This window comes from Pseudomonas sp. Sample_20 (genome assembly GCF_004307585.1).
Taxonomy (GTDB): domain Bacteria; phylum Pseudomonadota; class Gammaproteobacteria; order Pseudomonadales; family Pseudomonadaceae; genus Aquipseudomonas; species Aquipseudomonas atacamensis.
In genome coordinates this window covers 69,920-87,086 of the sequence record NZ_RCOA01000128.1, presented here as the reverse complement: position 1 = coordinate 87,086, position 17,167 = coordinate 69,920, and the positions used below count along the sequence as shown (strand labels likewise).

19 protein-coding genes are annotated in these 17,167 nt (G+C 60.6%); 10 read left to right on the top strand and 9 right to left on the bottom strand.

What is annotated here, in order from left to right; translation table 11 throughout:
* Positions 1 to 392: 392 nt before the first annotated feature.
* Positions 393 to 1,286 carry a LysR family transcriptional regulator gene (locus D8U70_RS25650; RefSeq protein ID WP_130930056.1) on the bottom strand — a complete coding sequence of 298 codons (894 nt, stop codon included), beginning with the start codon at positions 1,284 to 1,286 and terminating at the stop codon, positions 393 to 395.
* A 170-nt stretch (positions 1,287 to 1,456) separates the two neighbouring features.
* Between D8U70_RS25650 and D8U70_RS25645 the strand changes: the two genes are divergently transcribed.
* The gene (locus D8U70_RS25645; protein WP_241664696.1) at positions 1,457 to 2,629 is read left to right on the top strand and encodes an MFS transporter; all 1,173 of its coding nucleotides are present in this window, start codon (positions 1,457 to 1,459) and stop codon (positions 2,627 to 2,629) included.
* 1 nt (position 2,630) lies between these two features.
* Here the strand turns inward: D8U70_RS25645 and D8U70_RS25640 are convergent, their stop codons facing one another.
* Positions 2,631 to 2,789 carry a DUF2986 domain-containing protein gene (locus D8U70_RS25640; RefSeq protein ID WP_024012572.1) on the bottom strand — a complete coding sequence of 53 codons (159 nt, stop codon included), beginning with the start codon at positions 2,787 to 2,789 and terminating at the stop codon, positions 2,631 to 2,633.
* Between the two features lie 128 nt (positions 2,790 to 2,917).
* Here D8U70_RS25640 and D8U70_RS25635 point away from each other — a divergent pair, with 128 nt between their 5' ends.
* From D8U70_RS25635 to D8U70_RS25625, 3 genes are all read left to right on the top strand, one after another.
* Positions 2,918 to 3,418 carry an anti-virulence regulator CigR family protein gene (locus D8U70_RS25635; protein ID WP_071171916.1) on the top strand — a complete coding sequence of 167 codons (501 nt, stop codon included), beginning with the start codon at positions 2,918 to 2,920 and terminating at the stop codon, positions 3,416 to 3,418.
* Between the two features lie 153 nt (positions 3,419 to 3,571).
* The gene (locus tag D8U70_RS25630) at positions 3,572 to 4,546 is read left to right on the top strand and encodes a quinone oxidoreductase (RefSeq protein ID WP_130930054.1); all 975 of its coding nucleotides are present in this window, start codon (positions 3,572 to 3,574) and stop codon (positions 4,544 to 4,546) included.
* Positions 4,543 to 5,469 carry a LysR family transcriptional regulator gene (locus D8U70_RS25625; RefSeq protein ID WP_130930053.1) on the top strand — a complete coding sequence of 309 codons (927 nt, stop codon included), beginning with the start codon at positions 4,543 to 4,545 and terminating at the stop codon, positions 5,467 to 5,469. Before D8U70_RS25630 ends, D8U70_RS25625 begins: the two co-directional genes overlap by 4 nt.
* 237 nt (positions 5,470 to 5,706) lie before the next feature.
* Here the strand turns inward: D8U70_RS25625 and D8U70_RS25620 are convergent, their stop codons facing one another.
* Entirely contained in the window at positions 5,707 to 6,183 is a 477-nt protein-coding gene (locus tag D8U70_RS25620) for a hemerythrin domain-containing protein (RefSeq protein ID WP_110599124.1), read from the bottom strand.
* An 81-nt stretch (positions 6,184 to 6,264) separates the two neighbouring features.
* Here D8U70_RS25620 and D8U70_RS27840 point away from each other — a divergent pair, with 81 nt between their 5' ends.
* The gene (locus D8U70_RS27840) at positions 6,265 to 6,420 is read left to right on the top strand and encodes a hypothetical protein (RefSeq protein WP_177434000.1); all 156 of its coding nucleotides are present in this window, start codon (positions 6,265 to 6,267) and stop codon (positions 6,418 to 6,420) included.
* Between the two features lie 19 nt (positions 6,421 to 6,439).
* On the opposite strand, the gene D8U70_RS25615 is transcribed toward D8U70_RS27840, so the two are convergent.
* Positions 6,440 to 6,655 (bottom strand): PLD nuclease N-terminal domain-containing protein, encoded by a 216-nt coding sequence (locus D8U70_RS25615; protein ID WP_016774306.1) that lies wholly within the window; start codon positions 6,653 to 6,655, stop codon positions 6,440 to 6,442.
* A 171-nt stretch (positions 6,656 to 6,826) separates the two neighbouring features.
* Between D8U70_RS25615 and D8U70_RS25610 the strand changes: the two genes are divergently transcribed.
* Both D8U70_RS25610 and D8U70_RS25605 read left to right on the top strand, forming a co-directional pair.
* Positions 6,827 to 7,954 (top strand): saccharopine dehydrogenase NADP-binding domain-containing protein, encoded by a 1,128-nt coding sequence (locus D8U70_RS25610; protein ID WP_130930052.1) that lies wholly within the window; start codon positions 6,827 to 6,829, stop codon positions 7,952 to 7,954.
* Between the two features lies 1 nt (position 7,955).
* The gene (locus D8U70_RS25605) at positions 7,956 to 8,453 is read left to right on the top strand and encodes a DUF2269 domain-containing protein (protein ID WP_130930051.1); all 498 of its coding nucleotides are present in this window, start codon (positions 7,956 to 7,958) and stop codon (positions 8,451 to 8,453) included.
* Here the strand turns inward: D8U70_RS25605 and D8U70_RS25600 are convergent.
* Positions 8,436 to 8,888: a thiol-disulfide oxidoreductase DCC family protein gene (locus D8U70_RS25600; protein ID WP_122610132.1), complete on the bottom strand. Its 453-nt coding sequence runs from the start codon at positions 8,886 to 8,888 to the stop codon at positions 8,436 to 8,438. The two genes, D8U70_RS25605 and D8U70_RS25600, sit on opposite strands and share 18 nt — an antisense overlap.
* Positions 8,889 to 8,939: 51 nt before the next feature.
* Positions 8,940 to 9,860 (bottom strand): AraC family transcriptional regulator, encoded by a 921-nt coding sequence (locus D8U70_RS25595; RefSeq protein ID WP_241664695.1) that lies wholly within the window; start codon positions 9,858 to 9,860, stop codon positions 8,940 to 8,942.
* 88 nt (positions 9,861 to 9,948) lie between these two features.
* On the opposite strand from D8U70_RS25595, the gene D8U70_RS25590 reads away from it, so the two are divergent.
* Positions 9,949 to 10,917, top strand: a complete 969-nt coding sequence (locus tag D8U70_RS25590; protein WP_130930050.1) for an oxidoreductase — start codon at positions 9,949 to 9,951, stop codon at positions 10,915 to 10,917.
* 181 nt (positions 10,918 to 11,098) lie between these two features.
* Here the strand turns inward: D8U70_RS25590 and D8U70_RS25585 are convergent, their stop codons facing one another.
* The gene (locus tag D8U70_RS25585; RefSeq protein WP_024012581.1) at positions 11,099 to 11,974 is read right to left on the bottom strand and encodes a LysR family transcriptional regulator; all 876 of its coding nucleotides are present in this window, start codon (positions 11,972 to 11,974) and stop codon (positions 11,099 to 11,101) included.
* A 98-nt stretch (positions 11,975 to 12,072) separates the two neighbouring features.
* Between D8U70_RS25585 and D8U70_RS25580 the strand changes: the two genes are divergently transcribed.
* Complete coding sequence (locus D8U70_RS25580; RefSeq protein WP_024012582.1) at positions 12,073 to 13,242, top strand: mandelate racemase/muconate lactonizing enzyme family protein; 1,170 nt, start codon at positions 12,073 to 12,075, stop codon at positions 13,240 to 13,242.
* 102 nt (positions 13,243 to 13,344) lie between these two features.
* Positions 13,345 to 14,652 carry a C4-dicarboxylate transporter DctA gene (gene dctA, locus D8U70_RS25575; protein ID WP_071171927.1) on the top strand — a complete coding sequence of 436 codons (1,308 nt, stop codon included), beginning with the start codon at positions 13,345 to 13,347 and terminating at the stop codon, positions 14,650 to 14,652.
* 47 nt (positions 14,653 to 14,699) lie between these two features.
* On the opposite strand, the gene D8U70_RS25570 is transcribed toward dctA, so the two are convergent.
* Both D8U70_RS25570 and D8U70_RS25565 read right to left on the bottom strand, forming a co-directional pair.
* Positions 14,700 to 15,110, bottom strand: coding sequence for a DUF1850 domain-containing protein (locus tag D8U70_RS25570; RefSeq protein ID WP_130930049.1), 411 nt, complete (start codon positions 15,108 to 15,110; stop codon positions 14,700 to 14,702).
* Positions 15,107 to 17,134: a TRAP transporter permease gene (locus D8U70_RS25565; protein WP_130930048.1), complete on the bottom strand. Its 2,028-nt coding sequence runs from the start codon at positions 17,132 to 17,134 to the stop codon at positions 15,107 to 15,109. Before D8U70_RS25565 ends, D8U70_RS25570 begins: the two co-directional genes overlap by 4 nt.
* Between the last annotated feature and the right edge of the window lie 33 nt (positions 17,135 to 17,167).

The following is a 17,167-nucleotide window of genomic DNA, read 5'->3' as shown; positions in this document are numbered from 1 at the left end:
ATTGTGGGAGCGAGCTTGCTCGCGAAAGCGGTGTGACAGGCGATGATGATTTTGAATGTGCCGGCGCCTTCGCGGGCAAGCCCGCTCCCACAGGGATTTGGGGTGCGACAAAGATCGTAGATTTGCCCCGGACCATTGTGGGAGCGAGCTTGCTCGCGAAAGCGGTGTGACAGGCGATGATGATTTTGAATGTGCCGGCGCCTTCGCGGGCAAGCCCGCTCCCACAGGGATTTGGGGTGCGACAAAGATCGTAGATTTGCCCCGGACCATTGTGGGAGCGAGCTTGCTCGCGAAAGCGGTGTGACAGGCGATGATGATGTTGACTGTGCCGGCGCCTTCGCGGGCAAGCCCGCTCCCACAGGGATTTGAGTTGGATTGAAGAGTTGCGTTTGTCAGCGGTTGTATTTCAGCGCTTCGACAAACGCTGCAAACGCTGCGGAGCTCTGGCGCCTGTTGGGGTAATACAGGTGATAGCCCTGAAACGTCGGGCACCACTCTTCCAGCACTTCCACCAGTCGCCCGTCCGCCAGATACGGCGCGACCAATTGTTCGGGCACGTACGCCACGCCGATGCCGTCCACGGCGGCGTTGAGCACATGCATAATGCTGTTGAACACCAACTGCCCATCGACCTTCACGCTGAAATCCTGACCCTTGTGCGCAAACTCCCAGGCGTAAATGGCGCCGGCCGGTTGATGGCGGATGTTGATGCAAGTGTGCTCCGTCAACTGGTGCGGCGTGGCGGGTGCCGGGTGACGAGCGAAGTACTCGGGCGAGGCCACCACGGCCAGGCGCCAGTCCGGGCCGATGCGCACGGCGATCATGTCTTTGCTGATCGATTCACCGAGACGAATGCCGGCGTCGAAGCGTTCCTTGACCACATTGGTAAATCCGTAATCGACGTAAAACTCCAAGGTGATGTCCGGATAGTCCTGCAAAAACTGCGCAAGCATCGGCCGGATGCACAATTCAATCTGATCGTCCGTGCAGGAAATGCGGATCGTGCCGCTGGGCTTGTCGCGCAATTCGCCGAGGGCTTCGAGCTCGGCGCTGATCTGCTCGAACAGCGGCGCAATCGAATGCATCAAGCGTTCGCCAGCCTCGGTCGGCGAGACATTGCGCGTTGTACGAGCGAGCAAGCGGATACCCAGACGCTGCTCCAGCGCGCGGACCGTATGACTCAGCGCAGACGGCGTGACGCCGAGGCGGGCGGCAGCCTTGGTGAAGCTTTGCTCCTGCGCCACCGCCAGGAAGGCCTGCAGGTCGTTGACTTTGGCGTTGCTCATTGCTGAATTTTTCTCAAAAGCACATGAAGATTACCGCTACTAATCAAGTTAAGCTCGATCCGTCAAGCTTTGCAGCCTGAGTAACGGGGCAGAAATGCCTCGCTCATTTCTTCTTCAAGACAGGTTTTCGCATGACGGCTCAAGTAATCAACACCCCGACAGCCCAGCCCATGGAAGCGTCCACGGCCGGCGAGCAACCGGCGTACTGGAGCGGCGTGTTCGCCATGACCTTGTGTGTCTTTGCCCTGATCGCCTCCGAGTTCATGCCGGTCAGTCTGCTCACGCCAATGGCTACGGACTTGCTTATCAGTGAAGGTCTGGCCGGCTATGGCATTGCCATCTCCGGCGCGTTCGCGGTGCTGACCAGCCTGACGATCACCAGGCTCGCCGGCTCGATGGATCGCAAGCGCCTGTTGCTGCTGTTGACGGCGCTGATGTGCGCGTCCGGGCTTGTGGTGGGCCTGGCGCCCAATTACACGGTGTACATGATCGGCCGCGCATTGATCGGTGTGGTGATTGGCGGCTTCTGGTCGATGTCAGCGGCGTTGGCTATGCGTCTGGTGCCCTCCGCCAGCGTGCCCAAGGCGCTGGCCATCTTTAACGGCGGCAATGCCCTGGCGACCGTCGTGGCTGCGCCGCTGGGCAGTTATCTGGGCAGCGTGATTGGCTGGCGCGGGGCGTTTTTCTGCCTGATACCGGTGGCGCTGATTGCGCTGCTCTGGCAGTGGATCAGCTTGCCCGCGCTCCCGGCCGCGCCGCGCAAAGCCAGCGCAGCCAATGTTTTTGCGTTGTTCAAAAGCCGCCGGGTGGCGTTGGGCATGCTCGGCGCAGGTCTGTTCTTCATGGGCCAGTTTGTTCTGTTCACCTACCTGCGACCGTTTCTGGAGACCGTGACCCGGGTCGACGTTTCGATGCTGTCGATGATTTTGCTGGTCATCGGTGTGGCCGGGTTTATCGGCACCGTGGTCATCGGTTCGGTGTTGAAGAAGAGGCTGTATCGCGTAGTGATCACCATCCCGCTGTTGATGGCGATGATCGCGGTGGCGCTCATAGGGATGGGCAGTTCAGTAGTCGCGACGTTCGTGTTGCTCGGCTTGTGGGGATTGATCGCCACGGCGGCGCCGGTAGGCTGGTGGTCGTGGCTGGCGCGCACGCTGCCCGACGATGCCGAAGCCGGCGGTGGGCTGATGGTGGCGGTGGTGCAGTTGTCGATTGCCTCGGGTTCTACCATCGGTGGTCTGCTGTTCGACGGCAGCGGTTATCGGCTGACGTTTTTCGCCAGCGCGGCATTGCTCGTGCTGGCGGCGCTGATGACCTGGCTGACGTCGCGGCAGTCGGCCTGAATCAGCTTTCGCTGTTTTCGGCCGCCGCCTGCGCCGCTTCGGCTTCCAGCTTCAGGCGGTCGGCCTTGCAGATGTATTTGGGCTTTTTCGGCGCCAGTTTGGCATTGGCCTTTTTGGCTTTTTCCTTGAACAACTGCTGCAGCTTCTTTTGGCGATTCATGATTTTTCGATCAGGGGTGGAGAGGGTGGGAATCCTGACGCAAGGCCGAGTGGTCAGCAAGAAGAAATCCACTAAGCTGAGCACATTCGCCCATACTCTAGAGCATCCCCCAACCGAAGGAATCGCACATGAGAAAAGCTCGCAGATTGATTACCGCGTTGTCTTGCCTCGCGCTGGTAATCGGCAGCACGACGGCACTGGCTGACCCCGGCAATGGCAAGGGGCAGGGTGGTCAGGGCGGCCAGGGCAACGGCAAGGGCAAACCGCAAAACATGCAGGATCACGGTAAACAGGGCGGGGGCGGCCAAGGCAATGGCAACAAGGGCCAGCAACACTCTGGCAATCGCGGCGGCGGGCCGAGCGTTGATCGCGGCGATATTCTCAGCAGCGTCGGCATCTATCGCGGCCAATACTGGAATCCGGGGCCGCCGCTGCCGCCGGGTATTCAAAAGAATCTGGCGCGGGGTAAACCGTTGCCCCCGGGCATCGCCAAGAAGCTGGACGGGCGAATGCTCGAACATCTGCCTCGTTATGACGGCTACGAATGGCGACAGGCGGGCACTGACCTCATTCTCGTTGCGCTGGCCACCGGGCTGATCTACGAGGTGCTCAACGGCGCGTTCGATTGATTGTTGAAAAAGGAGCGGCCGCACGTGCCGCTCCTTTTTTATGTGTGTATTGCTGCAGCCGTTGCAGCAATGAACTGCATTCAGGCTGGGTTGTTCGTTGAGTGCTGCGCTTTCAGACTGAGCTCAACGCTTAACAAATGAATGGAGATGACCATGGCCAACGCAATCCGCTTCAGCGAAACGGGCGCACCGGATGTCCTGCAATTGCACGCTGTCAGCGAACCGGCCCCCGGGGCCGGCGAGGTCTGGCTGGAGCAAGCGGCGGTGGGCGTCAATTACCTCGATGTCAGCCAGCGCAAAGGTGCGGTGCCGGTGGCGTTGCCCTCGGGGCTGGGTCTGGAAGGCGCGGGTCGGGTGGCGGCGGTCGGTGCCGGTGTGAGCAATGTGCGCGTCGGTGATCGGGTCGCTTACGCTACCGGCCCCTTGGGCGGTTACGCCTCGGCGCGGCTGTTTCCGGCAGAGCGTCTGGTGAAGATTCCCGAAGAGTTGACGTTCGAAGACGCGGCGGCGGTGTTGTTCAAAGGCATCACCGCGCAGTATCTGTTGAAGGCGACTTACCCGGTCGGGCCGGGCACGACGATGCTGCTTTACGGTGTCGCGGGAGGTCTGGGGGAAATCATGGTGCCATGGGCCAAACACCTTGGCGCAACGGTGATTGGTGTGGTGTCGAAGCAGGCCAGTGTCGACAAGGCTCGCGCGTCCGGTTGTGACGAAGTGCTGGTGTTCGATGCCGAGACTCTCGCCGCCAATGTGGTGCGTATCACCGAGGGGCGCAAGGTCGATGTGGTGTATGACCCGATTGGTCGGGTGTCTTTTCAGGCCTCGCTGGACAGCTTGCGCCCACGCGGATTGATGGTCTCGTTCGGCGCGCAGACCGGCGCGCCGGCGGCGGTGGAAATGGCCACGCTGAACGCCAAGGGCTCGCTGTTCCTGACCCGTCCGTCGCTGGCCGCGCACACCACCACGACAGCTGAATATCAGGAGCGCGCGCAAGATGTGCTGGCCGCTGTTGCCGCCGGTATCATCACGCCGCAAATTCGCGCGCGTTATTCATTGGCTGACGCGGCGCAAGCGCACGCCGATCTTGAATCGGGCCGATCATCAGGGGCGATCATTTTAAAACCATGAATCTGGATGTTCTGAGCAACCCGCACAGCGATGAAATCGCTGCTTTCCTGGCCGTCGCCGCGCAAGGCTCTTTTGTCGCGGCGGGGCGTTTGTTGCAGCGCCATCCGACCATCGTTTCCAAGCGCCTCGCGGCGATGGAGAAGCGACTGGGCGTGCGGTTGGTGGAACGCTCGACGCGACACGTGCGTATCACCGAGGCTGGCCTGCAACTCGAACAGCGCCTGCGCGCGGCCGTCGAGTTGATGAACGAAGCGCAGCAGCAAGCGGTGCAGGGTGCCAGCGAAGTACGCGGCACCCTGCGCCTGGCCTTGCCGGCGGCGATGGGGCGGTTATGGCTGGGGCCGCTGCTGCCGGAATTTCTCAAGGCTCATCCGCATGTTTCGGTAATCGCCGATTACAGCGAAGGCCTGGTCGACATCATCGAGCAGGGCTTCGACGCGGCTATCCGCATCGGCGAGCTTGAGGACAATCGGCTGATCGCAAAAAAGCTCAGTGACCATCGACGGATTCTCTGCGCATCGCCGGCCTACATCGAGGCCCACGGCATGCCGCAAACCCCGCAGGACCTGCTTCAGCACAATTGCCTGCGCTTCAGCGGGCTGGCGTCGTTCCCGCTGTGGCGCCTGCATCGCGGCAACGAAGTGCAGACCATTACGCCACACGGCAACCTGACCGCCAGCGACAGCGAATCCCTGCTCGCCGCCGCCCGCGCCGACGCCGGCATACTCGGTGCCGGCGACTGGCTGATGAGCCGCGATCTGGCGGCAGGGCGGCTGATTCACGTGCTGTCCGACTGGCATCTGGATTCGGCGGGCGGCGTCTATCTGGTCAGGCCGTCATCGCGATTTCCGGCGGCGGCGGTGGTGGCGTTCAAGGAATGGATCGAAGCGAAATTCGATCCGGCGCCACCTTGGGCGGTTTGATCACAACCTGCATCAAGACCGACACTGACCCTGTGGGAGCGAGCCTGCTCGCGAAAGCGCAGTGTCAGTCATGGATGATCTGGTTGACCTGACGCCTTCGCCAGCAGGCTCGCTCCCACAGGTTTCGTGGCTTGTTCAGGAATTGCCGAACATACGTATATCCAATGTGGAGCGAGGGCCAGTTTGGGCGCACAAAAAAGCCCGGCATCGCTGCCGGGCTTTGGTGTCTTCAGCGCTTTACGCAGCGATCTTGTTGGCCGCCATTTCCTTTTTGTGGTTTGCCTTCATGGCTTCCATTTGCGCACCCAGTTCCTCGAGTTTTGCCTTGCCCAGAAGCTTCTGCGCTTTCGGGAACATTTCCTCTTCTTCCTCTTCGATGTGGTGCTCCAGCAGCTCCTTGACCACTTTGACCCGACCGGCAAATTCCGGGCTGCCCGGGTCGGTTTCTTTCAGATCAGGCAGTACCAGTGAGTCCACGGTGCGGTGCTCTTCCTTGGCTTCGTAATACATGATGTCTTCTTCCTTGCTGCCGGCTTCCTTGAACGCAGGATAGAGAATCTCTTCTTCGAGGCGGGTGTGGATGGTGATTTCCATTTCCAGTTTGCCCAGCAACTCGACGCGTTTTTTCAGCGCGCGGTCGGTGGACTCACTCAGTTGGCTGAGGATGGCTTTGACTTTTTCATGGTCGGCTTTGAGAAGGTCGATGGCATTCATTTTTTGAGGCCTCTGCTTTTCACGGATTGAACACAGCGTTCTTTTTTTCGCCCTGCTGTGTATTCAGGAAGAGGCTATCGCATGACTCATGCCAACTCGCCGATCAAGCGCAACCCTTCTAAATCAAGGGCTGGCATCGAAGCAGGCACAATGCTTTCGTGCAGCCTGCAAGAAATCCGCGCGGCGGGCATTGCATATAACAAGCCCGGCAAAAGCCGGGCTGCGGGTGATGCTTGAGACGGGCCTGCGTCGTTGGTTAGCGGCTGGCCTGGGAAGGCGAGCCGCGACCGATATGCTTGGGCCCCGCCAACGCCCAGGCGATCAGGCCGAACAGCGGCACGAACACGATCAGCACGATCCACACGCCTTTATTGCTCGATTTCCCCTCGCTTTTGCGCACCCGGTTGATGGCCCAAAGCTCGATCAGCACGAGAATGACCGCCAATACGATCCACACGGTTTCGATTTGCATAGGCTTAACTCCTGATGGTCTGTGCGTTAGGCGGCGAGAGGGGCGTTGGGTTCATTCTTTTTGCCTGGGACAAGCGGACGCGGTGATACCCGGTTGCAAAATAAATGTCTGGTCGCCGCTGCGCCCTATATCCTCTGCGCCACACGTTTAGGCTGGAACAGGGACAGGGCAATGGCATTCAGGGTGATGGTCGTCGGTGGTTACGGCAATTTCGGCAGTATCGTTTGTCGGCATCTGGCGCAGATGCCAGAGATTGAACTGCTGCTGTCGGGCCGCGATGCGCGCAAGCTGCAACACAAGGTCGCCGAGCTGCAAGCGCAGTCGGGCCGAGCTTGCGAAGGCTGGTGCGGTGATGCGATGGGCGCAGGTTTTCAAGCGGCGTTGCGAGAGTTGAATATTCAGTTGGTGGTGCACACCGGCGGGCCGTTTCAGGGGCAGTCCTACGCGGTTGCTGAAAGCTGCATCGATGCCGGGGTCAATTACTGCGATCTGGCTGACTGCCGCACCTTCGTCAATGGAATTGATGTACTCGACGCCCGCGCCAGGGAGGCTGGTGTGGCGGTACTCAGCGGTTGCAGTTCGGTGCCGACCTTGTCTTCGGCAATCATTGACCAGCAGCGCTCGCGTTTTGCGCGAATCGATTCGATCGAGCATGGCATTTCTTCCTCGGCAAAAATGCCGGGGCTGTCCACGGTCGAAGGCGTCCTCGCCTACGCAGGCACACCGATCAAACAATTGAAAAACGGCCAGGTTCACGAAGTATTGGGCTGGCTCGATCTGACTTTGCGCACGATGCCGCAACTGGGCACGCGGGTGCTGGCCAATGTCGATGTGCCGGACATGGATATTTTCGCTCGCCGCTATGGCGCACAGACGCTGCGCTTCAAGGCTGGCGCCGGCCTGAAGCTCGGCGGTGTCGCCAACGCCTTGCTGGCGCAAGCCTTGCGCTTCGGTCTGGTGCGCGATCATGTGCGCTGGGCGGCGCGTCTGCATCGACTGGGCACGTGGTTCGAACGCTTCGGTGACGGCAAAAGCGCGATGTACATCGATGTTCAAGGCATCGGAGTTGACGACCAGCCGCTGAGCATGACCGCGCAACTCACCGCACTGAATGACAAAGGCCCGGAAATCCCCAGCTGCGCCGCCGTCGCTCTCGCAACCAAAATGGCTCGGGGTTATGTACCGCAGGCCGGCGCGCGGCCGTGTGTTGGCGAAATCAGCGTCGATGAATATCTGGCGGCGATCAACGATCCGGCCAACTTGAGCCTGTCGGTTCAATTCTCCGATGGGCAGCGTTGAGATGGTCTATCTCTGCCTGAAGTATCTGCATGTAATCGCGGCGATTTTCCTCTTCGGTTTCGGCATGGGTTCCTACCTCTACCTGATCGCCGCCAGCCGCAGCGGCAACCCGCAGGTGATCGCCCATGTCGCACGAATGGTGGTGCGCTTTGATACGTGGATCACCACGCCGGCCGGGTTTGTGCAGGTCATTACCGGCTACCTGCTGATGCGGCTCTCGGGGCTTTCGATGAGCACCGAATGGCTGCTGACTTCGCTGATCATTTTCTTCTGTGTCGGCGCGTTGTGGCTGCCGGTGCTGGTATTGCAAAAGCGTTTGCAGAGCATGGCGCTGAGCGCGGGCGAAGGTAGCCTGCCTCTGGATGATCGCTACGCGAGCACGTACCGCTGGTGGTTCTGGATGGGCGTCGCCGGGTTCGCCGGAATGTTTGTCATCGTGCTGATGATGGTGACGAAGATGACGCCGGTGCAACTGGTCGGGTTAACCGTGGGCCTTTAGAAAACGGCTTTCGTGATCCGCAGTCGGTAGCAGACAAGTGTCGTACTTGCCGAACAGGCGATAGCGATTCAGCGCGATGCGATCGTAAGCCCAGTCGCGCAGACGACGCGGGAAGATCCGCAGCAGTTTCAGCGGCTGCCAGCGCATTGGCAGTTGCCCGACTACTTCAAGGAATGCATCTGATCGCTCCCAATAATTGCGGTCGCGAATCACCGCCATGGTGTCGAACTCGTCCAGCGGCAAACCGGCCCACGCCAGCAAGGCCTGGCCCTCGGGCGATTGCACGGCTGCCAGACGCACACGACGCTGACGGTCATGGCGAATCAGAAAACGCGCCCAGCCGTTGCACAGTTTGCACACGCCGTCGAACAGCACCACGGTTTCGCCGGGCTTGAGCAATGGCGCGGAGGTGGGGCGGGTTTTCATGGCAGGCATCGGCGGATGTCCTTGGCGGCGGGTGTCGCGATCATAACCTCAATCATCGGACTATAAGAGTGGATCGCGCCGGTATTGCCCCGGCGATATTCCGTGCACGCGGCGGAAGGCAGCGCCAAACGCCGCGTCGGACAGATAGCCCAGTGACGCGGCGACAGTAGCCACATTGTCCCGACCATTGCGCAAGCGGAACGCGGCCACGCGCATCCGCCAGCGCGTGGCGTATTCAACCGGTGCCAGACCCATGCGTGTCTTGAACAGCGCGGCAAAACCGGAGCGCGACATGCAGGCAATCTCGGCCATTTGCGTCAGGCGCCAAGGTTTTTCCGGGGCACCGTGAACGGCGCGCAACACGCCGGCAATCGCCGGTTCCCGCAGTCCGCCCAGCCAGGCCAATTGTTCGGCATCCGCGCTGTTGATGTGATGGCGCAGCGCATGGATGAAGATCAGCCGCAGCAGGTCGTTGCACATCGCCTGCGAGCCAGGCTGATGCGACGGCCACTCGCGCCCCAGTTCATCCAACAGCCAGCCGAACGACGAAGCGCCTGCGGTTTCGGCACGAATGATCAGCGAGGCGGGCAGCACATCGAGCAGCTCGGTTGCGCCGGGTCCCGATAGCGACACGCTGCCGCCCAGCAGCTCGACTTCCTCGCCGACGCCAAAGGTCGCCGAGACGCCGTCATGGGCAAAAACATCCGCTGCATTCACCGCCTCGACGTCGGCGCCGCTGGCCAGAATGAACGGCGTGCGCGACACCACAAAACAGTCGCCGGCCCGCAGCAACTGCGCCGGCAAGCCCTGCATGCGCAACCAGCATTCGCCTCGTCGCACCACGTTGAATTTCAGTTCGATGGGTTGAAATCGCAGCGCCCAGACACCGCCCGCTTGCAAGCGAACCGAGCAGGCTGCGCGCAGTTCCGAGAGCGCCAATACGGCAGAAAGTGGATCGCCAGCAGGATTTTGAATGATCACGACAGAAACCTGGATTTATCAGACTGGTTCGTCCCGAGAGCTTAGCCAAGAATGAAGACCTTCGATAGCTCACTCAGGATTAACGCTCATGGCTACGCTCCAACAACCTGTGCAATCACCGTTCAACGCCGCCAGCACAGCGGCTGAAGTCATGGCCGGCATCAATCTGCGCGGGCAACTCGCTGTGGTGACCGGCGGCTATTCCGGCCTCGGTCTGCTGACGGTGAAAAGCCTCGCGGCGGCAGGAGCGCAGGTCATTGTGCCGGCCAGAGATACGGAGCGGGCAGAGGTGGCATTGGCCGGTGTTGACGGCGTCCGCGTGCTGCCCATGGACCTCATGCAGGCTGAATCGGTGGCGGCGTTCAGCCACAGCGTGGTCAGCGCGGGTCAGCCGGTGTCATTGCTGATCAACTGCGCCGGAATCATGGCCGCGCCGTTGCTGCGCGATACCGATGGCCATGAAAGCCAGTTCGCGACCAACCATCTCGGTCATTACCGCCTGACCTGCGGCCTCTGGCCGGCGCTGGTCAAAGCTGGACAGGCGCGGGTGTTGTCAGTGTCATCGCGCGGGCATCAGATTGCCGGGGTGGACTTTGCCGACATCGATTTCCTGCAACGGCCGTATGACAAATGGGTCGCCTATGGCCAGTCGAAAACGGCCAATGCCTTGTTCGCGATTGCACTGGATCAGCGTGGACGTAGCCAAGGTGTTCGCGCATTTTCATTGCATCCGGGGCAGATTCTGACGGATCTGGCACGGCACTTGAGCACGGCGGAACTTGCCGCATTCGACGCGCTGGATGAGCAGGGTCGGCCACGGCTGGATGCGCACAATGGACTGAAAACTGTCGAGCAAGGCGCGGCGACGGGGTTGTGGTGTGCGACCAGTGCATTGCTTGCGGATTTGGGTGGTGTGTATTGCGAAGACTGCAATGTTGCGCCGGTCAATGAACCGAAAGCAGGCCGCAAGGGTGTTGCGAAATGGGCGGCGGATGCTGAGCTGGCTGAGCGACTTTGGGCGGTGTCGGAGCTATGGACGGGGCTCACGGTGGCATAAATCGAGTCAAAGGCCAAAAGCCCCTCACCCTAACCCTCTCCCGGGGGAGAGGGGACTGACCGAGGTGTTTAGTAGAAATTCGCCGACCTGAAATACCGGGTCGAACTCAGGTTTTGAACAGCACCCGAATCGGCTCCCTCTCCCTCGGGAGAGGGCTGGGGTGAGGGGCTGCTCGATAGAGTTACTCTCCCAGCTTCGCCCAGAATTCCTCGGCCGAAGGGCTGATCGGTGCCGTCGGGCGAGTCAGGTGTATTTCCAGGGGAATATCCCAACTTTCATCCAGTGCCCTGACCAGACGCCCGTCAGCCATTTCCTGTTCGGTCAGGCTTTTCGGCAGCCAGGCGACGCCTTTGCTTTCCAGCGCCATCGACATCAGCACTGCCGCCAGATGGCTGCTGAACAGCGGTTTCAAATGCAGATAATCGGCCTTGCCGTGCAGTCTGTGGGCGACGATTCGGCCCAGGCCGGATTCGTGGGTGTAGGCCAGATAGGGCAGGGTTTCAGGCGACGTGCCGAACTGGGCTGAAGCACTCGCCAGCGGCACAAGTACGTCCTCGCCGACCTTCTTGCCAATGAACTGATCAGGCGCCAGTAATGGCGGAACGTCGGGGTGGCGATGGCATAGCAGGAACTGCACCTGGCCATGAATCAGCATCTGTTCGCACACGGCCATGCTGTCGGAATGGAGGCGAACCGCATCGATCGGCGCGCCACTTTCGGCGCTGCGCAACCAGCGTGGGAAGAAGGTGAATGACAGCGAGTGAGTGGCAGCAAACTGCAAGGTTTTCGCGGCCATGCCAGCCACTTCCTGGGCCTCGGAGCGCATGCGGTAAAGGCGTCTGGCCGCTTCCTGGGCGCTGGGCAAAATCTGCCTGCCGGCCTCGGTCAACGTCGCGCCCTGCGGGGTGCGCACGAACAATTCGACACCCATCCAGTTCTCCAGCGAGCGCACTCGGCGACTGAACGCCGGCTGCGTCACATGGCGCGCTTCGGCGGCCCGGACAAAGCTGCCGTACTCGGCCAGTGCTGAAAAATCCTCAAGCCAAACCAGTTCCAAGGGCAATGCCTCCTGTGCATAGGGCGCGGCATTAATAGCATTGGGCGGGTGTCGTCGCAACGCATAACGTTGGGTCACCACAACAAGAGGAACCCGTCATGCGTATCGTCGATATCCGTGAAAAAACCGTCTCCATTGCTTCCCCGATCGCCAATGCCTACATCGATTTTTCGAAGATGACCTGCTCGGTCGTTGCGGTCATTACCGACGTGATCCGCGACGGCAAACCGGTCATCGGTTACGGCTTCAACTCCAACGGTCGCTACGGCCAGGGCGCGTTGATGCGCGATCGTTTTCTGGCGCGGATCACTGAAGCCGACCCGGAAACCCTGATCGATCACGAGAACAATAACCTCGATCCGTTCGCCATCTGGAAAACCCTGATGACCAACGAAAAACCGGGCGGGCATGGCGAGCGTTCAGTAGCGGTCGGCACCATCGATATGGCGGTGTGGGATGCGGTAGCGAAGATCGAAGGCAAGCCGCTGTATCGCCTGCTTGCCGATCGTTATCGCAACGGCGTCGCCGATGACAAAGTCTGGGTGTATGCGGCGGGCGGTTATTACTACCCAGGCAAGGACCAGAGCAAACTCAAGGCCGAAATGCAGAGCTACCTGGACCGTGGCTACGACGTGGTCAAGATGAAGATTGGCGCGGTGCCGCTGGACGAAGATATCCGCCGCATCGAAGCGGTGCTCGAGGTGGTGGGCGACGGCCAGCGCCTGGCGGTCGACGCCAACGGCCGCTTCGATCTGCAGACCGGTATCGCCTACGCCGAAGCGATCAAGAAGTACAACCTGTTCTGGTACGAAGAAGTCGGCGACCCGCTGGATTATGCGCTCCAGGCCGAGCTGGCCAATCACTACGAACTGCCGATGGCCACCGGCGAAAACCTGTTCTCCCATCAGGATGCCCGCAACCTGTTGCGCCACGGCGGCATGCGTCCGGACCGTGACTACCTGCAATTCGACTGCGCGCTGTCCTACGGTCTCGTGGAGTACATGCGCACCCTGAAAGTGATGGAAGAGCTGGGTTGGTCTTCGCGTCGCGTAGTACCACATGGTGGTCACCAGATGTCGCTGAACATCGCCGCCGGTCTGCACCTGGGCGGCAACGAATCGTACCCGGACGTGTTCCAGCCCTTCGGCGGTTTTGCCGATGGCATCCGCGTCGAAAACGGCTACGTCGGGCTGCCGGATATCCCGGGCGTCGGCTTCGAAGCCAAATCTGCGCTGTATGCCGTCATGCGCGAACTGGGCGAGGGCTGATTCAGCTTCACCTGCGGCCTCGATTTCCGAGGCCGCAGCTTCAGGCGTCATCCTCGACGCCAAAGCCACATGCCCACCACAACAATAAAATGAGGTGCTTCCGTGGAAACTTCAAAATCACGCTGGTACAGCCAGCTCTATGTGCAAGTGCTGATCGGCATCGTCATCGGCGCTGCCATCGGATACTTCGTGCCGGACATCGGCGCCAAGCTGCAGCCGTTTGCCGACGGTTTCATCAAGCTGATCAAGATGCTCCTGGCGCCGATCATTTTCGGCACGGTGGTGGTCGGTATCGCCAAGATGGGCAGTATCAAGGAGGTCGGCCGCATCGGTGTGAAAGCGCTGATCTACTTCGAGATTCTTTCCACCATCGCTCTGGTGGTCGGCCTGATCGTAGTCAACGTGGTCAAGCCCGGCGCCGGCATGAACATCAACGCCGGCACCCTTGATGGCAGCGCTGTCAACAAATACAGCCAGGCGGCGAGCGAGCAGGGCGGCCTCGTCGAATTCTTCCTCAATATCATCCCGCATACCTTCCTCGGCGCCTTCTCCAACGGCGTGATGCTGCAGGTGATTCTGTTGTCGGTGCTGATGGGCGTCGCCTTGGTGCAAATGGGCGAAACCAGCAAACCGCTGATCAACACCATCGATCTGTTCCTGCAAGGTCTGTTCAAAATCGTCGCGATGGTCATGCGTCTGGCGCCGCTGGGCGCGGGAGCCGGCATGGCATTCACCATCGGCAAATACGGCATCGGCACTCTGCTGTCGCTGGGGCAGTTGCTGGTCGCGCTGTACATCACCACGCTGATCTTCATCGTCGTGGTACTGGGCGCGGTTGCGCGATGGTCGGGCATGCCGCTGATGCAGTTTCTGCGTTATTTCAAAGATGAAATCCTGATCACGCTGGGCACCTGTTCGACCGAAGCGGTACTGCCGCGAATGATGGTCAAACTGGAAAAGCTCGGCTGCAAGAAATCCGTGGTCGGCATGGTCCTGCCGACGGGCTACACCTTCAACGCGGACGGCACCTGCATCTACCTGACCATGGCAGCGATCTTCATCGCCCAGGCGACCAACACGCCGCTGACCTTCATGGATCAGATGATTCTGCTCGGCGTGTTCCTGCTGACCTCCAAGGGCTCGGCCGGTGTGGCGGGGGCAGGATTCGTGACCTTGGCGGCCACGCTCACCACCATTCACTCGATACCTCTGGTGGGCCTGGTGTTGCTGTTGGGCATCGACCGCTTCCTCAACGAGGCGCGAGCGGTGACCAACCTGATCGGCAACGGCATCGGCACCATTGCCATTGCCAAATGGGACAACTCCTTCGATGTCGAAGCGTGCGAGCGGGAAATCGCTGCCATGAAGCACGATAAGGCTGCACGCAAGGCGCTGCTGGCGCACAAGTAATCCGCGCAACGTGGCGATGTTGGCGACAGCTCGCCACGGCTTCCTGGCTAACCATCATGCGATGGCGATAGCGAAGTCATTTCGCAACCCCACAACTGCAAGAACGGCTGGCTGATACTAGCCGGCCCAACCCATCGGCTGACCAGTTCGCACTTGCCATCCATGCATAACTGGTAATCGCCGGCCTGCGGGGTTCGGCCCAATTGCAGTGGTTGTAGCGGCGGCAAGTGGCGTCGGTAATGCCAACTGCCGTTCTCCAGCCGGGCATCATTGGGTATCTCCATGCCCGCGCCGTTGCCGCGAACCCTTGCCTGCTCAAGAACCAGGCCTTGGGCCGTGACGCGGTAGTCTTCCTCCCAGCGGATCTTTTCGATGCTGTGGTTCCATGCCAGGGTGAAATTCGCTACCGGCAATTGTGCCCAGATGCTGCCGGCCAGACCCAGGCACAAACCGATCATGCATTGGCCGCTGCGGCGCGCCGCGAGCGCCAGACGTGTTGCACGATTACCAGAATCCCGAGTGCGAAGCCGATTTCATCGGTCACCGGCAGTGCCACGATCAGCAGGGCGCCGGCGCCGAGACTGAGCACCCGTTCCCAGATCAGCATTTTCTGTTGCAGAAAACCGGTAGACGCCATGCCCCAGAGACCAACCGCCAGAAGAGTCTTGATCAGCATGTAGGCAGTCGCCCACAAGTCGTCGCCCTGCAGCATCAGTGCCGGGTTGTAGACCGCCATGAACGGGATGACGAAACCCGCCAGCGCAATGCGCACCGCCCACAGGCTGATCTTGAAGCCGCTTTCCTTGGCGATCGGGGCGGCGGCAAAACAGGCGAGGGCGACCGGCGGGGTCAGGTCGGCGAGGATGCCGAAGTAGAACACGAACATGTGCGACACGATCAGTGGCACGCCCAGCTCCAGCAGGGCGGGAGCGGCGATCGAGCTGGTGATGATGTAGTTGGGAATGGTCGGAATGCCCATCCCCAGCACCAAGCAGGTAATCATCGTCAGGATCAGCGACAGCAGCAGGTTGTCGCGGCCAATGGCGAGAATGTAGCCAGCGAACGTCGAAGCGACGCCGGTGAGCGAAACGATGCCGATAATGACGCCGACCAGTGCGCAGGCGATGCCCACCGGTACCGCGTGGCGGGCGCCCTCGACCAGCGCGTGCAGGCAGATCAGCAGCGTTTCGCGACCACCCTTGATGAAAGCGCAGACCAGCACCAGGACGGCAATGACCGCAAAAATCACCGCGATGCCGAGCTGGAAAAAACCTGTGCAGAGCACGCCCAGTGCAATCCAGAACGCACAGCGCAGGCCAAAGCTGTGCGCCCGGAAAATGATCGCCGAGCCAAGAATCACGATGGCAGTCAATGCCAGGCCGACCATGCCCGAGAACAGCGGTGTGCGCCCGGAAAACAGCAGGTACACCAGAACCAGCAGAGGAATCAGCAAATACCAGCGGGCTTTCACCGCGCCCCATGCGCTCGGGCATTGGTCTTTGGGCAAGCCCTTGAGGTTGGAGCGCTTGGCTTCCAGATGGACCATCCAGAATACCGAGCCGAAATACAACAGGGCGGGTATCAGCGCCGCCTTGGCGATTTCGACGAAGGGCACATTGATGGTTTCAGCCATGATGAAGGCGACCGCGCCCATCACCGGAGGCATGATCTGGCTGCCCATGCTGGAGGTGGCTTCCACGCCGCCGGCGAACGCGGCGCGATAGCCAAAGCGCTTCATCAGCGGAATGGTGAATTGCCCGGTCGTCACGACGTTGGCGATCCCGGAGCCGGTGATCGTCCCCATCAGCGCCGACGAGGCCACGGCCACTTTCGCCGGGCCTCCCAGCTTGTGCCCGAACAAGCCCATGGCGAAGTCGGTAAACAATTTGATCATGCCGGCCTGCTCGAGGAATGCGCCGAACAGGATGAACAGGAAAATGTAGGTCGCCGATACGTACGTCGGCGTGCCGTACAGCCCTTCGGTGCCGAACGACAGTTGATTGATGATCTGGTCGAAACCGTAGCCGCGATGGGCCAGTTCGCCGGGCAGGTATTGCCCGAACAGGCCGTACGCCAGGAACAGCCCGCAAATCACCGGCAGCGCGATGCCCATGACCCGTCGCGCGGCTTCGAAGACCAGGGCAATCAATACGATGCCGATCATCAGGTCGGCCGAGGTGAGGTCACCGGAACGCTGGATCAGGTCGGCCTCGAACACCCATTGATACAGCGCGGTAGCGATAGCGGCCAGGCTCAGCAGCCAGGCCAGCGGTTGCCACGGACGGTCTGTGCCGTGTGCCGGATAACTGAGAAACACCACCCACAGCAGGAAGCCGACGTGCACCGCACGCAGCACCTGGCTGGAGAGAGGAGAAAAGGCTGCGGTGACGATCTGGAAAATCGAGAACAGCAACGCTACGTAAAACAGGGTTTTCGGCCAGTCCCGTGGGTTCGCGGAAATACCGTGATGCTCGTCACTCATTGCCTGCCTTCCTCATCACCACGCAAAGGAATC

Coding starts and splice junctions, on each gene's coding strand:
- D8U70_RS27840 (WP_177434000.1), top strand. CDS start 6,265: ATGACTCATGCCAACTCGCCGATCAAGCGCAACCCTTCTAAATCAAGG.
- D8U70_RS25645 (WP_241664696.1), top strand. CDS start 1,457: ATGGAAGCGTCCACGGCCGGCGAGCAACCGGCGTACTGGAGCGGCGTG.
- D8U70_RS25580 (WP_024012582.1), top strand. CDS start 12,073: ATGCGTATCGTCGATATCCGTGAAAAAACCGTCTCCATTGCTTCCCCG.
- D8U70_RS25610 (WP_130930052.1), top strand. CDS start 6,827: ATGGCATTCAGGGTGATGGTCGTCGGTGGTTACGGCAATTTCGGCAGT.
- D8U70_RS25620 (WP_110599124.1), bottom strand. CDS start 6,183: ATGAATGCCATCGACCTTCTCAAAGCCGACCATGAAAAAGTCAAAGCC.
- D8U70_RS25635 (WP_071171916.1), top strand. CDS start 2,918: ATGAGAAAAGCTCGCAGATTGATTACCGCGTTGTCTTGCCTCGCGCTG.
- D8U70_RS25605 (WP_130930051.1), top strand. CDS start 7,956: ATGGTCTATCTCTGCCTGAAGTATCTGCATGTAATCGCGGCGATTTTC.
- D8U70_RS25565 (WP_130930048.1), bottom strand. CDS start 17,134: ATGAGTGACGAGCATCACGGTATTTCCGCGAACCCACGGGACTGGCCG.
- D8U70_RS25630 (WP_130930054.1), top strand. CDS start 3,572: ATGGCCAACGCAATCCGCTTCAGCGAAACGGGCGCACCGGATGTCCTG.
- D8U70_RS25625 (WP_130930053.1), top strand. CDS start 4,543: ATGAATCTGGATGTTCTGAGCAACCCGCACAGCGATGAAATCGCTGCT.
- D8U70_RS25650 (WP_130930056.1), bottom strand. CDS start 1,286: ATGAGCAACGCCAAAGTCAACGACCTGCAGGCCTTCCTGGCGGTGGCG.
- D8U70_RS25615 (WP_016774306.1), bottom strand. CDS start 6,655: ATGCAAATCGAAACCGTGTGGATCGTATTGGCGGTCATTCTCGTGCTG.
- D8U70_RS25640 (WP_024012572.1), bottom strand. CDS start 2,789: ATGAATCGCCAAAAGAAGCTGCAGCAGTTGTTCAAGGAAAAAGCCAAA.
- D8U70_RS25600 (WP_122610132.1), bottom strand. CDS start 8,888: ATGCCTGCCATGAAAACCCGCCCCACCTCCGCGCCATTGCTCAAGCCC.
- D8U70_RS25570 (WP_130930049.1), bottom strand. CDS start 15,110: ATGATCGGTTTGTGCCTGGGTCTGGCCGGCAGCATCTGGGCACAATTG.
- D8U70_RS25590 (WP_130930050.1), top strand. CDS start 9,949: ATGGCTACGCTCCAACAACCTGTGCAATCACCGTTCAACGCCGCCAGC.